Genomic DNA, 14,557 nt, shown 5'->3' with positions numbered 1-14,557 from the left:
ACGGCTGACGGTCAGCCCCGGCCGACGGCGTTCGGCGGACTCGCGCCGAGAGCGCTCCGACGACTCCAACAACCCTGTGCGCGGCGGGTGTCCGGGACCCGCTTACGGTCCTACGCTTGTCACCCGGAGCGATGCGCCAGACACGCGAACAGGGGGCGGCCCTGTGGAATGGACCAAGTTGTGGCTCGATGACCCGGAGGAGCACGACTTCCCGGCAGCGGCCGACTACCTCGACCTGCTCCTCCCGGCGGAGGAAGTGACGCGGATCGTCGACGCCCTGCGCACGTCCGAGACGCAGACGAAGAAGGCCAAGGACATCATGCGCGCCTCGGGCCTGCCGTTGCTCCCGGCGGACAACGTCCACGTCCAGCACAACATCCAGAAGGTGAAACGCGGCAGCAAACTCTCCCCGGTCCTCCTGGTGCGCGGTACTCCGTTGGTGATCGCCGACGGATACCACCGGGTCTGTGCCGCCTATCACCTGACGGAGGACCTGATCGTGCCATGCCGGATCGCCGCGCCGGCCTCCTGAACCCCTCCGGATCCGACGGAGGCACCAGCATGCGGGGGCACTGACGACCTCGAAGGGTGCCAGGACCGGGTTTGGGGCCGGCGCTGTCTCGTACGCCCCGTCACGGGACGAGCCGCACGGCGGGACGCAGCCGTGGGGTGAGGTCGGTCAGCAGTCGGTAGGCGTACGGGAGTACATAGGGGCCAAGATAGGCGGCGCCGATCGCAAGCGCTACGCCGGTCCAAGCGAGCGGGCCCAGGGGTGTGCAGTCGAAGAAATGGCTGACGACGGGGCTCTGGACGAGGACGACGAGTGCGGCTGCAGTGCAGAGAGCGGTGGCCAGGACCAGCGGGCTGCTGCGGCGTCCCGCGATGGTCTGGGTGAGCTGGGCGCCGAACCACGCCGCACAGGCCCATGGCGCTGGTACGTCGTGCCGTACCTGGCGTGAGGGTGCCGATCAGCCAGGCGATGGCCCGCCGATCCCGGTGACCAGTCCGCGGTGCCGGATCTGCCAGTTCAGTGGTCGGCCGAGGACGGCGTAGCCGACGGGTTGGCCGTCGGCCGCAGTCGGCTCGTCGGCGGGTTCCGGGGAGGGCGGGGTAGCCGCGACCGCCATCGCCGGGAACATGCCGGTGAGCAGGTTGACCAGCAGCAGCTGACGTGTCGAGAGCGGCGACGTACCGAAGGGCTCGTCCATCAGTAGCGCGTCCGGCTCCACGACGATGCCGCGCGCGAAGCCCCAGGGTTCTGAAGCCCTGGATGGCATGCTTGGCGCCGCTGTAGGCACTCTGCAACGGGATGCCGCGGAGGCGATCGCCGAGCCGACCTGCACGATCACCCCGCGGTCACGCGGCACCATCCGCTTGAGCGCGGCCCGGGTGGCGTACACGTAGCCGAGGTAGGTGACCTCGGTGACACGCCGGAACTCCTCGGGGGCGACCTCGGTGAAGGGGGGCGAAGACCGAGGCGAACGCGTCGTTGACCCATACATCGATCGGGCCGAGCTGCTCTTCGGCCCGCGCGGCAGCGGCCTCCACCGCCTGCGCGTCGGCGACATCCGCCTCGATCGCGATCACCTTGGCGGCGCCAGCCCGCTCGGCCTCGCGCACCGCCCCGTCCAGGCCGGCCCGGCCGCGGGCAATCAGAGCGAGACGGACCCCACGCGTGGCGAAGGCCACCGCGCAGGCGCGCCCGATGCCGCCGCTGGCCCCGGTGATGACCACGGTGCGTAGTGCGGTTTCCATGGGTTCCATGCTGATCCGCGTTTCCCCGAGACGGCGCAGCAAACAGGGCAGCGGCGTTGAGCAGGTGAAGAATCCATTCCGGCGGACCAATATTGGTGATCAAAACAGATAATTTGATAGCGCAGAAGAAGCGGGATCCCAGAGCTGCGAAAAAGGGATCCCGCTCGGGGCGTGCCGCATCAGCCCTTGAAAATGTCCTTCGTCTTCTCCTTGGCCTGACGTGCGGCACCCTTCGCCTTCTTACCCCGCCCCTCGGCCGCCATCGACTCGTTGCCTACAGCACGGCCGGCCGTCTCCTTGATCTTTCCTGTGGCTTGTTCCGCCTTGGCCTTGGCCTTTTGCTCTTTAGCCATTGTCGTTCACTCTCCTGACCCCGTAGATAGCCATGCCCATGACCGCAGTCGGCGGCACATAGAGGGGACGCCCTCGGATGCCCCGGGCACCGGGTACGAAATACTCGGCACCCGAGGTCCTTCCTGCTCCCCACGGCCGCTCAGCCGCCTCAACCGAGTTCCCAGGACTCCACCGCCCAAACACATGGCGGAGGCGTCGCCCACAGAGTGGTTCCTGGCTCCTGCCGCCGGCTGACCGCACCCGCGGACGACCGACCGATGTCGTTTCCTCGGAAGCCGGCTGGAAACTCGACGCGCATGGTGAAATTCGGATACACGATGATGACTGAGCAGGCTGGCCCACAAGACCTGGTGACGCATGCCGTCCGGGCCGAGGAGGCCGGTTTCGACTTCTCGGTGACGTCTGACCACTATTTTCCGTGGCTGGACGAGCAGGGGCACTCTCCGTATGCCTGGAGCGTGCTGGGCGCGGCCGCGCAGGCCACCTCGAAGATCCCCCTGATGTCGTACGTGACATGCCCGACAATGCGATACCACCCGGCGGTCGTGGCGCAGAAGGCGGCAACGATGCAACTACTCTCCGGCGGCCGCTTCCGGCTGGGACTGGGCTCCGGGAGAGAACCTCAACGAGCATGTCGTGGGTGGCGGCTGGCCCGCAACCGACATACGCCAGCAGATGCTGGCTGAGGCAGTCGAGATCATTCGGGCCCTGTTCGGCGGCGGTTACGTCAACCACCACGGCGCGCACTTCGACGTGGAGTCCGCCAGGCTCTGGGACCTGCCCGACAGCCCGCCGCCCCTCGGTGTGGCGGTGTCCGGGCAGCGCTCCTGTGAGCTGGCGGGCCGTCTCGCCGACCTGATGATCGCCGTCGATCCGGACCCAAACTTCGTCACCGCCTTCGAAGAGAACGGCGGGGCGGGCAAGCCGCGTGTGGGACAACTGCCCGTCTGCCACGACGCGGACCGTCGTAAGGCCGTGCGGCGAGCGCACGAGCAGTTCCGCTGGTTCGGAGGCGGCTGGAAGGTGAACTCCGAGCTTCCCGGGACTGCGGCCTTCGCTGCCGCCAGTGCGTACGTGCGCGAGGAAGATGTGGCGGACTCGATCCCTTGTGGGGACGACCCGGAGGTGTTCGCCCGCGCCGTTCGCCCTTACGTCGAAGCCGGTTTCACAGAGATCGCCCTCGTCCAGGTCGGCGGCGCCTCACAGCTGCGCTATCTCGATTGGGCGGAGAAGACGCTGCTGCCCGCACTACGCGAGCTCTGATCCCGGGGTCCAGGGCCGAGCCCGCCGAGCCGTCAGGCGGCGCCCCGCATGACCTCGTCGCGCTGTTGGTGGCAGCAGCGGTTGATCAGGCGTGAGACGTGCAACTGGGAGACGATGTCTTCTGCCGGCTCGTGGGCATCGGTTGCGGTGTCCTGTGCGGACGTGGTGTCCGGCGCGGACCCTCCTGCATCCGCCGACCGCTCCGGCCGTGGTTGGGTGAGCCAGCCACCGCCGCGCCGGTGAGGGCGACGGGCCACTCCACGACTCCCGTGACGGCGAGCACTCCGGCCCCGTCGTACACCGCCAGCCGCCGCCGGCGTGGTGACACGGCACCGACTTCGTCCAGCGTTTCCTGCGCGGCCTTGCCGACCGCCTCGACGCCGGGCACCTTCCACAGCAACGGGGCCACACCGTGCAGGGGCGCCGCAAGGACCGCGGACGACTTCTGCTCAGCCATGACTCTCCCGGCCTGGAATGAGTTCGCCTTCAGTGCCGCTGGCCATCCGGAATTTCCGACGTGGAGCACCTGGATGATGGGTTCCGGCCGTGTCGCAGCTTCGAAGAGGGGTACACGGTTTCTACTTCTGATTTCTCCGGGAGGCCAACATGATCGCCCTAGGGATCATCCTGCTCGTCGTCGGATTCCTCACCGGAATCGGCATCCTATGGACGATCGGCATCGTCCTCCTGGTCATCGGACTCGTACTCTTCCTCCTCGGCGGCATGGGCCACGCCGTGGGCGGCCGTCGGCACTATTGGTGACACCCGCTCCCTGCCTGCGCGGGCGGGGCCGGCCGCCCCGCACCAGCTCAAAGTCCCCGCCGTCCATCCCTCCGGGAACAAAGGCGGGGACGGCCAGCTGTCCTGGACTCGCTCGAGCGGGATTTCGGCCTGCGATCCACGGCACCGGTTCGCTGCGGCTGAATTACCGACCGTTATCGCCGGGCACCCGAGCGTCATGGACACTTCGGAGCACCTGGACAAGCACCATGTCGAGAGCTGGCGCAGGTGTCCCGCGAGACGGTGCGCGACGCACTGCGCGAACAGACCCGCAAGCAGCGTCACTCCGCCGTGCTCTACGCCGCATCCGGCGCCGCAGCCCTGTATGCGGGCGGGCCCGTGGCCCTGGCTGTGGGCTTGGCACTGGCCATCGACCTGCCCGGCTGGACGGCAGCCCTGATCAGCGGGGCAGTCATGGGCGTTACCGCCTACCTGCGGCGTGGTGCTGTCCACCGGAAGCACAGCCACCCGTGCGACCATGTCATCGAAGGCATGGCTCTGGCCGCCCCGCCAAGCAGCCTGGGCGTCTCCTACCCGCCGATACCGACGGAGCCGCCCTGCGCGCCGCGGCGTCGGTGCTGACGGCCAGGCAGGGGAAGAGAGCACCGAGACGCAACTTTTGCCACATCGACAGCCAGGCCGGTCCCACGCGCGGGCACCGGGCCGTGGTCACCTGAGCCGTTTCAGAGCGCCGTCGGGCACGATCAGCGCGCCGCACTCCCCAGTGGGAAGGATGTGGTGCTCATCGGTGCTGCTCCCTGTGGTCAGTCCACCCGGTAGGGCTGTGCGCGCTCGGTGTTGAGGGTCAGTCCGAGCCCGGGTGTGCCGTCGGCACCCGGGGTGAGGCTGCCACCGTCGGGGGTGAGGCAGCCGTCGAAGAGGAGGCGCTCAATGCGAACGTGGTCGTGGAACCACTCCAGGTGCCGCAGGTTGGGCACAGCCGCAGCGGCGTGCGCGTGGGCGTTGGGGCACAGTGTCCGGAGATGTCGATGCCGCGGGCCTGGGCGAGGGCGGCGGCACGTAGCCAGACAGTGATGCCACCGCACCGGGGTGACATCGGCCCGACCCACATCCGGGTGCCGTCGTAGGTGAGTACCTCCAGGCGGCGGACGTTGTCGACGGTCTTGCCGTAGGCCTGAGCCGAGGCACCGCACGAGTTGTTGCCGATCATGCCACCGAGGGTGCAGTGGCTATGCGTAGAGGGTTTCGGCGCGAAGTGAAGCTGGTGGTCGGACAGGCGCTGATTGAGCACGTCCAGGACGATCCCCGGTTCGACCACGCAGGTCCGTGCGCCGGGGTCGACAGAAACCAGCGCGTGGCAGTACTTCGTCCAATCGATCACCACAGCCGTGTTCGTCGACTGACCCGCGAGACTGGTACCTCCGCCGCGCGACAGGACTGGCGCGCCGAAGCGGGCACACACCTGCACGGCATGTGCTCCCGCCTCCACCGTGCGCGGCACCACGACACCGATCGGCATCTGGCGGTAGTTCGAACCGTCCGCGGCGTAAGCGCCTCTGCTACCCGCGTCGAACCGGACCTCGCCGTCCGCGGCCCCGCACAGCGCCGCCTCCAGCCCGGCAACATCCAGCTCAGCGGCGTCGCAGGGGGTGCCAGCCATCAGATGAATCCGCCTTCCCGAATGCTTGACCATGCGCTGGCATCCGGCCGTACCGGCGTCGCTTCTCCCGTCCCATCCGCGGGTACCCACCCTTGCGCTGTGCAAGGGTGGGTACTCGCAGCGCCCGCCGTACGGCGATGCACACACCCGCTCCCAACATGCCCGCGATCCCCGAATCGTGCGCGACCGGTTGCGCCGTTCGCCGAGAAGGACCCGCGTTTGGGCATTCGCGTCCCGATCAGCAGGCTTGGGCGCTGGCCGAACTGTCGACGGCCCGTCCGGTGCGGGCCCAGGCGATCGATGACCGGGGAGCGCCCGACCGGGTGGAGCTTGGACAGGGCCGCGCATGGTCCACCCGGACGGGGAACCCGTGTCTGCTGGACAGGAAGGACCGGCCCGGACACGACCAGCGAAAGGCGGACAGGCGATGGGGCATGGCGGAAATGTGCTCGAGGAATTGATGACCGACCACCGGGAGATCGAGGAGATCTTCGGCCGGATGGAAGCCATGACCAGGGGGCAGGAACTGCGTAGCCTCGTGGACGAGGTCACCATCGAGCTGGTGCGTCACTCGGTCGCCGAGGAGGAGTACCTGTACCCGGCGGTTCGCAAGCACGTCGAGGGTGGTGACCGGCTCGCGGACAAGGAGATCGCGGACCACGGCCGGGTCGAGAAGCTCCTCGAACAGCTGGAGAAGACGGTCGCCGACGACCCCCGGATGATGATGCTGCAACAGCTCATGGACGAGGTGACCGCCCACCTCCAGGACGAGGAGAAAAACCTCTTCCCGATGCTGCGCCAGGCGTGCTCCCGCGAGACGCTCGACGACCTCGGGGACAAGGTCCGCCGGGCCAAAGCCATGGCCCCGACCCGACCCCACACCTCCGCCCCCGACACCCCGCCCGCGAACAAGCTCCTCGCCCCGGGCGCCGACCTGGTGGACCGAGCCCGCGACTTCGTCACCGGCCGCGGCAAGTCCTGAACCCCGCAGCGCCACCCGCGGGCGCAAGCGGACCAGCTCCGGGGCGGGAGAGCACCCGCTCGGGGTCCGGCCACCTCGCCCGCACCCGCACCCAGTGACGCAGACCATTTCACCTTCCGGATCGGCTGCATACGCTGTCGTGGCTCGAGCTGGGCACTGCGGCCCCGCGCAACAGCTCGCGGGAGCGATCAGCCGGACACAGGCGAGCACGCTCCCAAGGGGCCGACCGCCGTGCCCGACGATCTGACACCTGTCATAGCCGCCTCCACCGCCGGCTCCTGGCCGCCTACCCCGCCCCCACGGGCGCGCTCAGCCGGGCGCTCGCCGATGCGCAGGCCCGGCAGGCCACCCTCGCGGCCCCCTGCGCTACCTCACCAGGATCGACGTGCAGCTGCTCCACCTGCTCGCGCCGAGTGGATCCCACCGGCTGGACTGGCACACCGGATGCGACCCGCAGCCCGGCGACATCGCCTGGCGAACCTGGGTCGACGAGACGGTCGTCGGCTGAGCCGCCTGCCTCCTGGCCGACCCCGCCCTGGCCACACGCGCCCACCAGGCCCTCCCCGCGACCGAACATCACGCCGCCAGCAGCCTGCTGCGACTGACCGCCCCCAGCGACCAGAACACCGAAGCCGCCGCCCTGCTACGCCAGCCCGACCTGCCTGAACACATCGCCTGCCTGCACCGCCCCCAGCTCATGGAGCTACTCAGTGCCGAAAGCGCCGAGCTGCCGTGACCCCTTCCTCGTGGCGAACAAGTGCGGGCTGATCACGGAGGGGCCGCAGAAAGTGCCGTGCACAACTGAGTGTCTCGCACCGTTCGGCCAGCTCCCACAAGAGCAGAGGATGAGCCCTTACCATGGTGGCCGCCTCCGACCTCGTTCCCATCACCGCGTGCAGGTCTGTCAGTTGAGGGTCAGCATGGCCTCGCGCAGCCGGGTCAGAGTGCGGGTCAACAGGCGGGAGACGTGCATCTGGGAGACGCCGAGGCGTTCGCCGATCTGTGCCTGGGTGAGTTCCTCCACGAACCGCATGTGGATGATCTGCCGGTCCCGCTCGCCGAGTTCGTCGATCAACGGGGCCAGGGCGTGGAAGTCCTCGACGAGTTCGAGGGCGTGGTCCTGGGTTCCTATGAAATCCTGTAGGGCGGCTTCACCGTCGATGCTGCTGTTGACAGCGGCGTCCAGGGAGGCGGAGTTGTAGCCGTTGGACGCCAGCCGGGCCTCGACCACTTCCTCCTCGGACAGGCTCATCAGTTCCGCGAGTTCCCTCACCGCGGGAGTTCGGCCCAGTCGGGTCTGGAGTTCCTCGTTGGCTCGGGCCAGCTGGACCCTGGCCTCCTGCAAGCGGCGCGGTACGTGCACGGCCCAAGTCGTGTCACGGAAGAACCGCTTGATCTCGCCGACGATGCAAGGGATCGCGAAGGAGTGAACTCCACCTCACGGGACAGTTCGAACCGGTCGATCGCCTTGATCAGCCCAATCGCCCCAACCTGGACGATGTCCTCCGCCTCCTGCGGCCCCCGACTGCGGAACCGTCCCGCGGCGTAGCGAACCAGGGACATGTTCATCTCGATCAGCGTGTTCCGCGCGTGCTGGTACTCCTGCGTACCCTCCTCCAGTGTCTGCATCTGCTCGAAGAACACCCCGGACAACCAGCGAGCGTCCCTGGGCGCCACCTGGGAGGGATCGGCCACCTCCGGCAGCTCAGCCGTCTGCGTGTGCGTCGCCGTGGTGCCCGTGAGCGCCATCCCTGCGTCCCTCCCGACTCGAACCAACCGGACAGCCGGCCACCTGGAGCGGCCGACAGCGGCCCGGTTACCCGGGCATCGTCCCTCTATTCCTGACACCGCACAGACCCAGCCACGGACAGCGTGCGGCCAGGCACAGGAGTCCACGACGGCTCGCCCACCAAGGACAGAGGGCCGAAGGCGGAACAAGGTCTCCGGCCGACACCGGCGGCGGCGTGCGGACAGGGCGGGGCCCGGGAACTGGGCCGACGCGACCCGGTGCAGCCCCCTTGGGGAAGTGCGGACTGCTCCGCATCCCCTCGTATGCGAGTCTCCTCGCCCGCGGTCGGCACGCGTAAAGGGCCCAGCCGGATACCGGCCGGGCCCTCGCTGCACGCACACGCGTGGTGCGCTCAGGTCACCATCGGTACCAGCGACTCCTCCCGCCGCCGGGACCGACCGATCGCATCACGAACCCGAGCAGCCACACCACCAGAACCACGACCGCGACCCACCACAGGACCTTCAGGGCAAAGCCAGCACCGAACAGAAGCAGCGCCAGAAGCAGAACGAGTAGCAGGGGAACCATAGTCACAACCTCCTGCCGCCCGCGTGCCCTACGATCTCTCGATCATGCGCCGCAATGGCCGAAGAGTCCACGGACTGGGCCAACAGGCCACACCCGGCAGGCCGGGGAAGACACCATGGACATCTTGAAGCGCCGCCCCCACACACACCCGTGTGCGCTGACGTCCCGGCAGACGGCCTTTCCGAGGCGGCCCGAGCGGCAGCAGGGTGAGGCCCGGAGCCGCGCTGAACCGCTCGCACCGTCGACGCGGAGGTCGCTCGAGAAAAGGTTCGGGCGAGCTGGTCAGCGGCCGACAACCTCTTCTTGTCCCACGCTCACTCGCGCGGCGATACCGCCCCAGTGCGCCGCTTCCTGCCCGAGCCGATCGACCTGATACGGCAGCGGCAGATCGACCCCGGCAAGGTCGTCGGCCTCCCCCTCCTCCGGAGCACTCCTCCACGCTTTCGAGGACGGGCCTGCACAACACCGCGAGCGAACGACCGCGGGGCCCGATGTCAGCTGTCGGCCCGGACCTGCTGTCCGGCGTTTTGGCGCTCTACCTCGTCCCTGGCCAGCATCGACAGCAGGGAAGCCACGGTCAGGCCGGCCTCGGCGGGGTGGCGCAGGATTTTACTCGGGTCGACTTGGTAGTGGTTGGTACGACCGTTACGGGTGTGGGACAGGTAGCCGTCCCGCTCCAGCTCCGAAATGATCTTCTGAACGGCGCGTTCCGTGAGCCGGCAGCGTGCCGCGATATCGCGGATGCGCACATTGGAGTTGTCGGCGACGCTCGCCAGCACCCGTGCGTGATTGGTCAGGAACGTCCATCCGGTATGCGGCTCGGGCACTCCGTCGACTCCCACCATGACCACATGGTACGGCCCTATGTACGCGTATCTAAAACCACGCAATCAAGTTCGGGTACGACTTGACGTGTCACGGAGGGCGTATGAATCTGGAGGAATATACGCAGTGCTGGATAAGACAGACAGAGGGGGCGACCATGCCAGAACCGCCTCATGAGGAGCTGTTGACGAGCGAGGATGGCTTCGCCCCCTCACCGCCGCTCCCCGGGAATCTACTGATGCGGGCCGGACCGGACGGTCGACGTGTGACCGTTGCGGTAAACGGGGAGTTCAGCCTCGACGACAGCCAGATCCTCCGGCACACCTTGTGCGACGCCCTCGCGAGGTCGCGTCTGGGAGTCGACCTGGACCTCAGCGGTCTGGCCCTGGCCGACTGCTCCCTGCTCAACGTGCTGCTCGCCCTTCGCCGCCATGCGATCGCGGCAGGTAAGACGATCACCGTCACCACTGCCAGCCCCGCCGCGGAACGCCTGCTGACCTTCACCGACACCTACACACTCTTCTCCGCCACGCGCAAGGAAGCCGATGCGGTCGCCGGAAACCCCGGGCCGCAGGGCGAAGACGCCCACGCCGGCTTCCTACAGACCGAAGCGGCGCGCGCTGCGGACCCGGCCGGACATCGACTTGGCACGCGGGATCCTCATGGCTTCGTTCGGCCTGAACCCCGACGAGGCATGGGAAGCGCTGGTCACGGCATCCCAGCACACCAACACAAAGCTGCACCGCCTGGCCAAGGACGTGGTCACCACCGTACTGGGTGGCTCTTTGCCGGATCCGGTCCAGCGGCAGCTCACGGAAGCCGTCGCCAGAACGCGCAAGGCCGAAAGTCATCCACAAGCCTCGACCCGCACGGGCACGGGCCAGACCCGGCGTCCGGCGTGTCGCCCGGAGCCTTCATAAGTGCAGACCTATGACGCCGACCGCGTCGGCACCGGTGAACTCCCCCTCGACATCGTTCCCGAAGGAGCCGGTCAGTCCGACGACAGCCTCGGCGCGCGGCTGTTCGCGGCTGTTCACAGTCCGCAGCGCCAGTGTCAAGCCGGCCGTCCTACTCGCTCAGGCCGGCTTCACACCCTCACTACGGCCGGAACCCGATCCTCCTGGCGATCACAGCACGAGCCACTTCGGTGACCGTGCGGCCCTGGACGAAGGCGCGCGCCCGCATCCGGTCGAGAGCCTCCTCAGGGTCCACGCCGAGCTGCACCATCACTACGCCCATCGCCTGGTAGACCTCGCTGTGCGCAGCCTCCGAAGCCTCCACCCACGACGCCACCTCGTCGTCGTCCGGCAGCGGTTCGGCCCCGTTGTGCCGGGGCCGCAGGTTCATGACGGCAATCGTGACCGCCTCACGCAGCCACAGTGCGGTACTCAGTTCGCTCACCGACAGCGCTCCGGCCCGCTCCCCGTACAGGTCGAGGGTGCCGATCGTCGCTCCGCCAGCTCCCAGCGGCAAGGAGAACACGGCCCGGACGCACAGAGCGACGGCCTGTTGGGGGAAGACCGGCCACCGCCTGTTGTCCGGTTCCTTCGCGAGGTCCGCGGCCAGCACCGGTGTCGCCGTGTCCAGCGCGGTCTGGCTGGGCCCGTCACCCAGGGTGTACTGGACCTCCGCCAGCCGGGCCGCCACACGGTCACTGGCACACCAGGTGGCCCGCACCGTGGGCCCGCCGGAGATCGATACCGAGGCACCGGTGACCGCCAGCAGGCCAACACAGGCCCGGCACAGGGCCTCAGGGACCTGCTGGGTGTCCCCGCCTCTGGCGGCAGCGGCAAGAGCCTCGATGACCCGCAGCCGTTCTTTCCCCTTCCACGGATCGCCGCTGAAGGACCGCGCGAAGGAGCCGGACGGCATGATCATCACCTCCCTGCCGGCGCGCTCGGTCAGCAGAGACGGTTCAGACCCCTTTTCTCCACCGCCGGGCCGACGCCTGCCGGGTACCCGCAGGGAGACGGCCTATCAGGCCCGGCCATGTACTGGCCGGCGGAGGACCGGACAACCGACTCTCCCGATGCGGCAGCTCGCTGTCCGTCAAAGGCGCATGCTGACGGTGACCAGCCCGGGTAACAGCCTGATCGTCGGCCGGAAGCCGTGTCGGCGGCGGCCGCCTACGGGGTGGGGTCAGGGTTGACGGCGCCGGGACTGTTGTGATGGTGGCTGGTCAGGCGGGGCTGAGTCCGACGGAGCGGCCGCCGTCGAGGACGAGGATCTGGCCGTTGATATGGCGAGTGGCCGGGTCGGCGAAGAATGCCACGGCGTGCGCGACATCCTCGGGTTCGGGCAGACGGCCGCCGGGGTAGCCAGCGGCTACCTGGGCCAGCCGTTCGGGGGGAAGGTCGTCCGGCAGGGGGGTGCGTACGGGACCGGGGGCGACCGCGTTGACCATGATCTGTCTGCAGCACAGCTCCACGGCCAGGGTGCGGGTCAGTGCCACGACTGCGGCTTTGGACGCGACGTAGTGGGCGTGCTCGGGTGAGCCGCGATAGCCGCGTGAGCCGATGTTGATGATCCGGGCGCCGTCCGGCATGCGTGGGAGCGCGGCCTGGGTAACGGTCAGCAGCCCGATCGCGTTCACCTCGTACATGTGCCGCATGTCCTCAGCGGTGGTCCCCGCCTGTGCCCGCTGGTTTTCCACTCCGGCGCTGTTGATCAGGACGTCGACGGTTTCGAGCCCGGCGAAGACCGACCGCACCGACGCTCCGTCGGTGATGTCGCATGCGACTGCGACTGCAAGATTGCCGACGGCCTCGATTCTGTTGCGGGTCTGCCTCGCGGACTCCTCATCCAGGTCCAGCGCCAGCACACAGGCTCGGGGTCCGGCGAGCCGCAGCGCGCAGGCCCGTCCGATGCCGCTTCCGGCGCCTGTCACGACGATCGTGCGTGTGCGGGATGCCGTGTTGTCCACAAGACCAGCGTAGCCACAAGGTACCGGGCTGTGGTGAGGTCCACACCGAAGTCGCCGCGCCATCCCGTTGACCATCGCGTGATCGTGCTCGTGGTGGACCTCGCCTGGTATGGCGCACATCTGAGCCGCGGCTGGAAGCACAGCAAGCACCGACTGAGCACACTCGGTGCCAGCCATGCGCCGTCCGCGCACGAGCCGCGGATCCCACCCAGCATTCGACCGGAGGTGGTGTCCGCGTCTGAGCATCGCAACCGACCCGCCTGGACGGCTTCCCACGGGACACCGGGGCCAGCACGGCGTCTGCGTGCGGGCGCGGACTGCGGCTCAGTGGGCGTCGGTCTCCTTGTGCTGGCCTTGCGGTGCCTGCGGTGCGGGCCATGACTGGATGAGGTATTCCTCGGCCGGTTCGGCGTCGTGTACGACTCGGTCTCCAGCGGCGAGGCGTACGAACCTTCCTACCGGGACTGGGACTCTCCCCGACGGGACACCGGGTCTGTGGACCCGGTGAACGGGCCGTCGTCGGCGAAGGCGTGCGCGGCGAAGCGTTTGCCCATCCTGCGGTATGCGGCGGCGGTGGGGTGCAGGCCGTCGGCAAGGTCATGCACCTCGTGTGGACCGAGCAGTTCGCGTCCGTCGAGGTAGTGCAGGTGGGGATCGCGTGCGCGCCGGGCCGTCACGATTCGGGCCAGTTCATTACGGACCACGTTCAGCGACAACGCCCCACGGGCCACATCTGCCGGGTCACCCAAGGCTCTGATCTTCCCGTCCGGGCCCATCGCGGTCGGACCAGGGATCACCTCGAGTGCCGGACAACTGACCGGGGACGTCAGCAGCAGCGGAGTGTCCGGGTGACCCTCACGGATCGTGTCCAGGAATCCATGCACCGCCGGGCCGAACGTCCGCAGCCGGAAGGCGGCCAGGCCCACGATGTTGACGCCCACCTTGAGGCTGATCAGGTCGGCGGCCATGTCGCGGATCGTCCGGGCGACATAGGGGTCCAGCATGGCGTTGCCAGCCTGGCTGAGGTTGATCACCTCCACTCCCCCGAGCGAAGCCGCCACCACCGGCCAGGTGCCCGTCGGGCCGTCGGCTTCGAGGCAATGGCTGATGGAACTGCCGTGGTGGACCCAGCGGCGCCGACCGTCCGGCAGCGGTGGCAGCACCTCGCCGTCAGCCCGTAGGGCCACCAGTTCCGTGGGAGTTTGCTGCGCCAGCCACAGCTCGACATTCTTCATCCCGGCCGGCAACCCGGCGAACCGTACGGTGCCCGGCTCCCCCGGGACCAGCCGCTGCGCGGTCCCGGGGCCAGCCATCCGCACGACATTGCCCAACGGTGCCTGCTGCCGCCCGGCGAGCACACCGTCCACGAGCAGTTCCAGCATCCCAGTCGGGCGAGGTTGGGGGTCGGTGTCGAGCTGTCCCGTGAAGGTGAGCACCTCCAACTCAAGCTGACGCGCATCGGTGCGGAACACCACCCGTACCCCCGAAGGCATCACCGTCACCCCATTGACCGACGGGTCCTGGTACTGCTCCTTGGTCCACGCGGGCAACCGGCGAGGCATCACCCCCACCAGCGTCCTCTCCAAGTCCAGCGCACCCCGTACCTCCACCGGCCCGCCCACCAGCGGAAAAGCCCGCATCACCACCGTCACCACTCTCCAACGCTCTCAGGTCCGGACACGTGAACGCACCCGCGCGTTCTCACTGCCCTCCTAACACACAAGCATTCGTTGCCGC

At 68.4% G+C, this 14,557-nt stretch carries 17 protein-coding genes and 5 pseudogenes; 9 read left to right on the top strand and 13 right to left on the bottom strand.

The window, feature by feature from the left end; genetic code table 11:
- The first annotated feature begins 163 nt into the window (after positions 1–163).
- Both ACFC8N_RS41130 and ACFC8N_RS41125 read left to right on the top strand, forming a co-directional pair.
- Positions 164–532 (top strand): hypothetical protein, encoded by a 369-nt coding sequence (locus tag ACFC8N_RS41130; protein ID WP_376294536.1) that lies wholly within the window; start codon positions 164–166, stop codon positions 530–532.
- A 256-nt stretch (positions 533–788) separates the two neighbouring features.
- Positions 789–959, top strand: coding sequence for a hypothetical protein (locus tag ACFC8N_RS41125; protein ID WP_376294565.1), 171 nt, complete (start codon positions 789–791; stop codon positions 957–959).
- A 9-nt stretch (positions 960–968) separates the two neighbouring features.
- On the opposite strand, the gene ACFC8N_RS41120 is transcribed toward ACFC8N_RS41125, so the two are convergent.
- The 3 genes and pseudogenes from ACFC8N_RS41120 to ACFC8N_RS41110 form a co-directional block, all read right to left on the bottom strand.
- Positions 969–1,277, bottom strand: coding sequence for a hypothetical protein (locus ACFC8N_RS41120; protein ID WP_376294562.1), 309 nt, complete (start codon positions 1,275–1,277; stop codon positions 969–971).
- Positions 1,261–1,764 (bottom strand): annotated as a pseudogene (locus tag ACFC8N_RS41115) (SDR family NAD(P)-dependent oxidoreductase); the annotation flags it as partial. The pseudogene ACFC8N_RS41115 and the gene ACFC8N_RS41120, both read right to left, overlap by 17 nt.
- A gap of 170 nt (positions 1,765–1,934) precedes the next feature.
- Positions 1,935–2,108, bottom strand: coding sequence for a CsbD family protein (locus ACFC8N_RS41110; RefSeq protein WP_376294533.1), 174 nt, complete (start codon positions 2,106–2,108; stop codon positions 1,935–1,937).
- A 297-nt stretch (positions 2,109–2,405) separates the two neighbouring features.
- On the opposite strand from ACFC8N_RS41110, the pseudogene ACFC8N_RS41105 reads away from it, so the two are divergent.
- Positions 2,406–3,372 (top strand): annotated as a pseudogene (locus ACFC8N_RS41105) (LLM class F420-dependent oxidoreductase).
- Between the two features lie 85 nt (positions 3,373–3,457).
- On the opposite strand, the gene ACFC8N_RS41100 reads toward ACFC8N_RS41105, so the two are convergent.
- Positions 3,458–3,829 carry a hypothetical protein gene (locus ACFC8N_RS41100; protein WP_376294530.1) on the bottom strand — a complete coding sequence of 124 codons (372 nt, stop codon included), beginning with the start codon at positions 3,827–3,829 and terminating at the stop codon, positions 3,458–3,460.
- Positions 3,830–3,978: 149 nt separating this feature from the next.
- On the opposite strand from ACFC8N_RS41100, the gene ACFC8N_RS41095 reads away from it, so the two are divergent.
- Together ACFC8N_RS41095 and ACFC8N_RS41090 are read left to right on the top strand one after the other, a co-directional pair.
- Positions 3,979–4,134, top strand: a complete 156-nt coding sequence (locus ACFC8N_RS41095; protein WP_376294527.1) for a DUF6131 family protein — start codon at positions 3,979–3,981, stop codon at positions 4,132–4,134.
- A 246-nt stretch (positions 4,135–4,380) separates the two neighbouring features.
- Positions 4,381–4,734, top strand: coding sequence for a hypothetical protein (locus ACFC8N_RS41090; RefSeq protein WP_376294524.1), 354 nt, complete (start codon positions 4,381–4,383; stop codon positions 4,732–4,734).
- Positions 4,735–4,916: 182 nt separating this feature from the next.
- On the opposite strand, the gene ACFC8N_RS41085 is transcribed toward ACFC8N_RS41090, so the two are convergent.
- Positions 4,917–5,090 (bottom strand): hypothetical protein, encoded by a 174-nt coding sequence (locus tag ACFC8N_RS41085; protein WP_376294522.1) that lies wholly within the window; start codon positions 5,088–5,090, stop codon positions 4,917–4,919.
- 113 nt (positions 5,091–5,203) lie between these two features.
- Positions 5,204–5,773: pseudogene (locus tag ACFC8N_RS41080) on the bottom strand (FAD-binding oxidoreductase); the annotation flags it as partial.
- A gap of 427 nt (positions 5,774–6,200) precedes the next feature.
- Between ACFC8N_RS41080 and ACFC8N_RS41075 the strand changes: the two are divergent.
- Together ACFC8N_RS41075 and ACFC8N_RS41070 are read left to right on the top strand one after the other, a co-directional pair.
- Positions 6,201–6,755, top strand: a complete 555-nt coding sequence (locus ACFC8N_RS41075; protein WP_376294519.1) for a hemerythrin domain-containing protein — start codon at positions 6,201–6,203, stop codon at positions 6,753–6,755.
- A gap of 385 nt (positions 6,756–7,140) precedes the next feature.
- A complete protein-coding gene (locus ACFC8N_RS41070; protein WP_376294516.1) occupies positions 7,141–7,263 on the top strand; it encodes a hypothetical protein in 123 nt (40 codons plus the stop codon).
- Between the two features lie 396 nt (positions 7,264–7,659).
- On the opposite strand, the pseudogene ACFC8N_RS41065 reads toward ACFC8N_RS41070, so the two are convergent.
- The 3 genes and pseudogenes from ACFC8N_RS41065 to ACFC8N_RS41055 form a co-directional block, all read right to left on the bottom strand.
- A pseudogene (locus ACFC8N_RS41065) lies at positions 7,660–8,504 on the bottom strand (SigB/SigF/SigG family RNA polymerase sigma factor).
- Positions 8,505–8,901: 397 nt separating this feature from the next.
- Positions 8,902–9,072: a hydrophobic protein gene (locus ACFC8N_RS41060; protein WP_376294514.1), complete on the bottom strand. Its 171-nt coding sequence runs from the start codon at positions 9,070–9,072 to the stop codon at positions 8,902–8,904.
- 494 nt (positions 9,073–9,566) lie between these two features.
- Positions 9,567–9,917 carry a helix-turn-helix transcriptional regulator gene (locus ACFC8N_RS41055; RefSeq protein ID WP_376294511.1) on the bottom strand — a complete coding sequence of 117 codons (351 nt, stop codon included), beginning with the start codon at positions 9,915–9,917 and terminating at the stop codon, positions 9,567–9,569.
- 83 nt (positions 9,918–10,000) lie between these two features.
- Between ACFC8N_RS41055 and ACFC8N_RS41050 the strand changes: the two are divergent.
- Together ACFC8N_RS41050 and ACFC8N_RS41045 are read left to right on the top strand one after the other, a co-directional pair.
- Positions 10,001–10,339: pseudogene (locus ACFC8N_RS41050) on the top strand (STAS domain-containing protein); the annotation flags it as partial.
- A gap of 220 nt (positions 10,340–10,559) precedes the next feature.
- Positions 10,560–10,817 (top strand): ANTAR domain-containing protein, encoded by a 258-nt coding sequence (locus ACFC8N_RS41045; protein ID WP_376294509.1) that lies wholly within the window; start codon positions 10,560–10,562, stop codon positions 10,815–10,817.
- Here the strand turns inward: ACFC8N_RS41045 and ACFC8N_RS41040 are convergent.
- From ACFC8N_RS41040 to ACFC8N_RS41025, 4 genes are all read right to left on the bottom strand, one after another.
- On the bottom strand, positions 10,812–10,955 hold the full coding sequence (locus ACFC8N_RS41040) for a hypothetical protein (RefSeq protein ID WP_376294506.1): 144 nt from the start codon (positions 10,953–10,955) through the stop codon (positions 10,812–10,814). The genes ACFC8N_RS41045 and ACFC8N_RS41040 overlap by 6 nt on opposite strands.
- Before the next feature lie 40 nt (positions 10,956–10,995).
- Positions 10,996–11,769: a GAF and ANTAR domain-containing protein gene (locus ACFC8N_RS41035; RefSeq protein ID WP_376294504.1), complete on the bottom strand. Its 774-nt coding sequence runs from the start codon at positions 11,767–11,769 to the stop codon at positions 10,996–10,998.
- A 307-nt stretch (positions 11,770–12,076) separates the two neighbouring features.
- Complete coding sequence (locus ACFC8N_RS41030; RefSeq protein WP_376294559.1) at positions 12,077–12,883, bottom strand: SDR family NAD(P)-dependent oxidoreductase; 807 nt, start codon at positions 12,881–12,883, stop codon at positions 12,077–12,079.
- A gap of 392 nt (positions 12,884–13,275) precedes the next feature.
- Positions 13,276–14,460 (bottom strand): GDSL-type esterase/lipase family protein, encoded by a 1,185-nt coding sequence (locus ACFC8N_RS41025; protein WP_376294556.1) that lies wholly within the window; start codon positions 14,458–14,460, stop codon positions 13,276–13,278.
- Positions 14,461–14,557 lie beyond the last annotated feature (97 nt).

This window comes from Streptomyces sp. NPDC055966 (assembly GCF_042269865.1).
Classification (GTDB): Bacteria; Actinomycetota; Actinomycetes; order Streptomycetales; family Streptomycetaceae; genus Streptomyces.
The sequence above is the reverse complement of the archived record's forward strand: the minus strand, read 5'-3'. Positions and strand labels throughout refer to the sequence as shown.

Excerpts from the sequence above, each read along its gene's own strand:
- ACFC8N_RS41125 (WP_376294565.1), top strand. The coding sequence starts at position 789 with ATGGCTGACGACGGGGCTCTGGACGAGGACGACGAGTGCGGCTGCAGT.
- ACFC8N_RS41120 (WP_376294562.1), bottom strand. The coding sequence starts at position 1,277 with ATGCCATCCAGGGCTTCAGAACCCTGGGGCTTCGCGCGCGGCATCGTC.
- ACFC8N_RS41110 (WP_376294533.1), bottom strand. The coding sequence starts at position 2,108 with ATGGCTAAAGAGCAAAAGGCCAAGGCCAAGGCGGAACAAGCCACAGGA.
- ACFC8N_RS41100 (WP_376294530.1), bottom strand. The coding sequence starts at position 3,829 with ATGGCTGAGCAGAAGTCGTCCGCGGTCCTTGCGGCGCCCCTGCACGGT.
- ACFC8N_RS41095 (WP_376294527.1), top strand. The coding sequence starts at position 3,979 with ATGATCGCCCTAGGGATCATCCTGCTCGTCGTCGGATTCCTCACCGGA.
- ACFC8N_RS41075 (WP_376294519.1), top strand. The coding sequence starts at position 6,201 with ATGGGGCATGGCGGAAATGTGCTCGAGGAATTGATGACCGACCACCGG.
- ACFC8N_RS41060 (WP_376294514.1), bottom strand. The coding sequence starts at position 9,072 with ATGGTTCCCCTGCTACTCGTTCTGCTTCTGGCGCTGCTTCTGTTCGGT.
- ACFC8N_RS41055 (WP_376294511.1), bottom strand. The coding sequence starts at position 9,917 with ATGGTGGGAGTCGACGGAGTGCCCGAGCCGCATACCGGATGGACGTTC.
- ACFC8N_RS41045 (WP_376294509.1), top strand. The coding sequence starts at position 10,560 with ATGGCTTCGTTCGGCCTGAACCCCGACGAGGCATGGGAAGCGCTGGTC.
- ACFC8N_RS41035 (WP_376294504.1), bottom strand. The coding sequence starts at position 11,769 with ATGCCGTCCGGCTCCTTCGCGCGGTCCTTCAGCGGCGATCCGTGGAAG.
- ACFC8N_RS41030 (WP_376294559.1), bottom strand. The coding sequence starts at position 12,883 with ATGGCGCGGCGACTTCGGTGTGGACCTCACCACAGCCCGGTACCTTGT.
- ACFC8N_RS41025 (WP_376294556.1), bottom strand. The coding sequence starts at position 14,460 with ATGCGGGCTTTTCCGCTGGTGGGCGGGCCGGTGGAGGTACGGGGTGCG.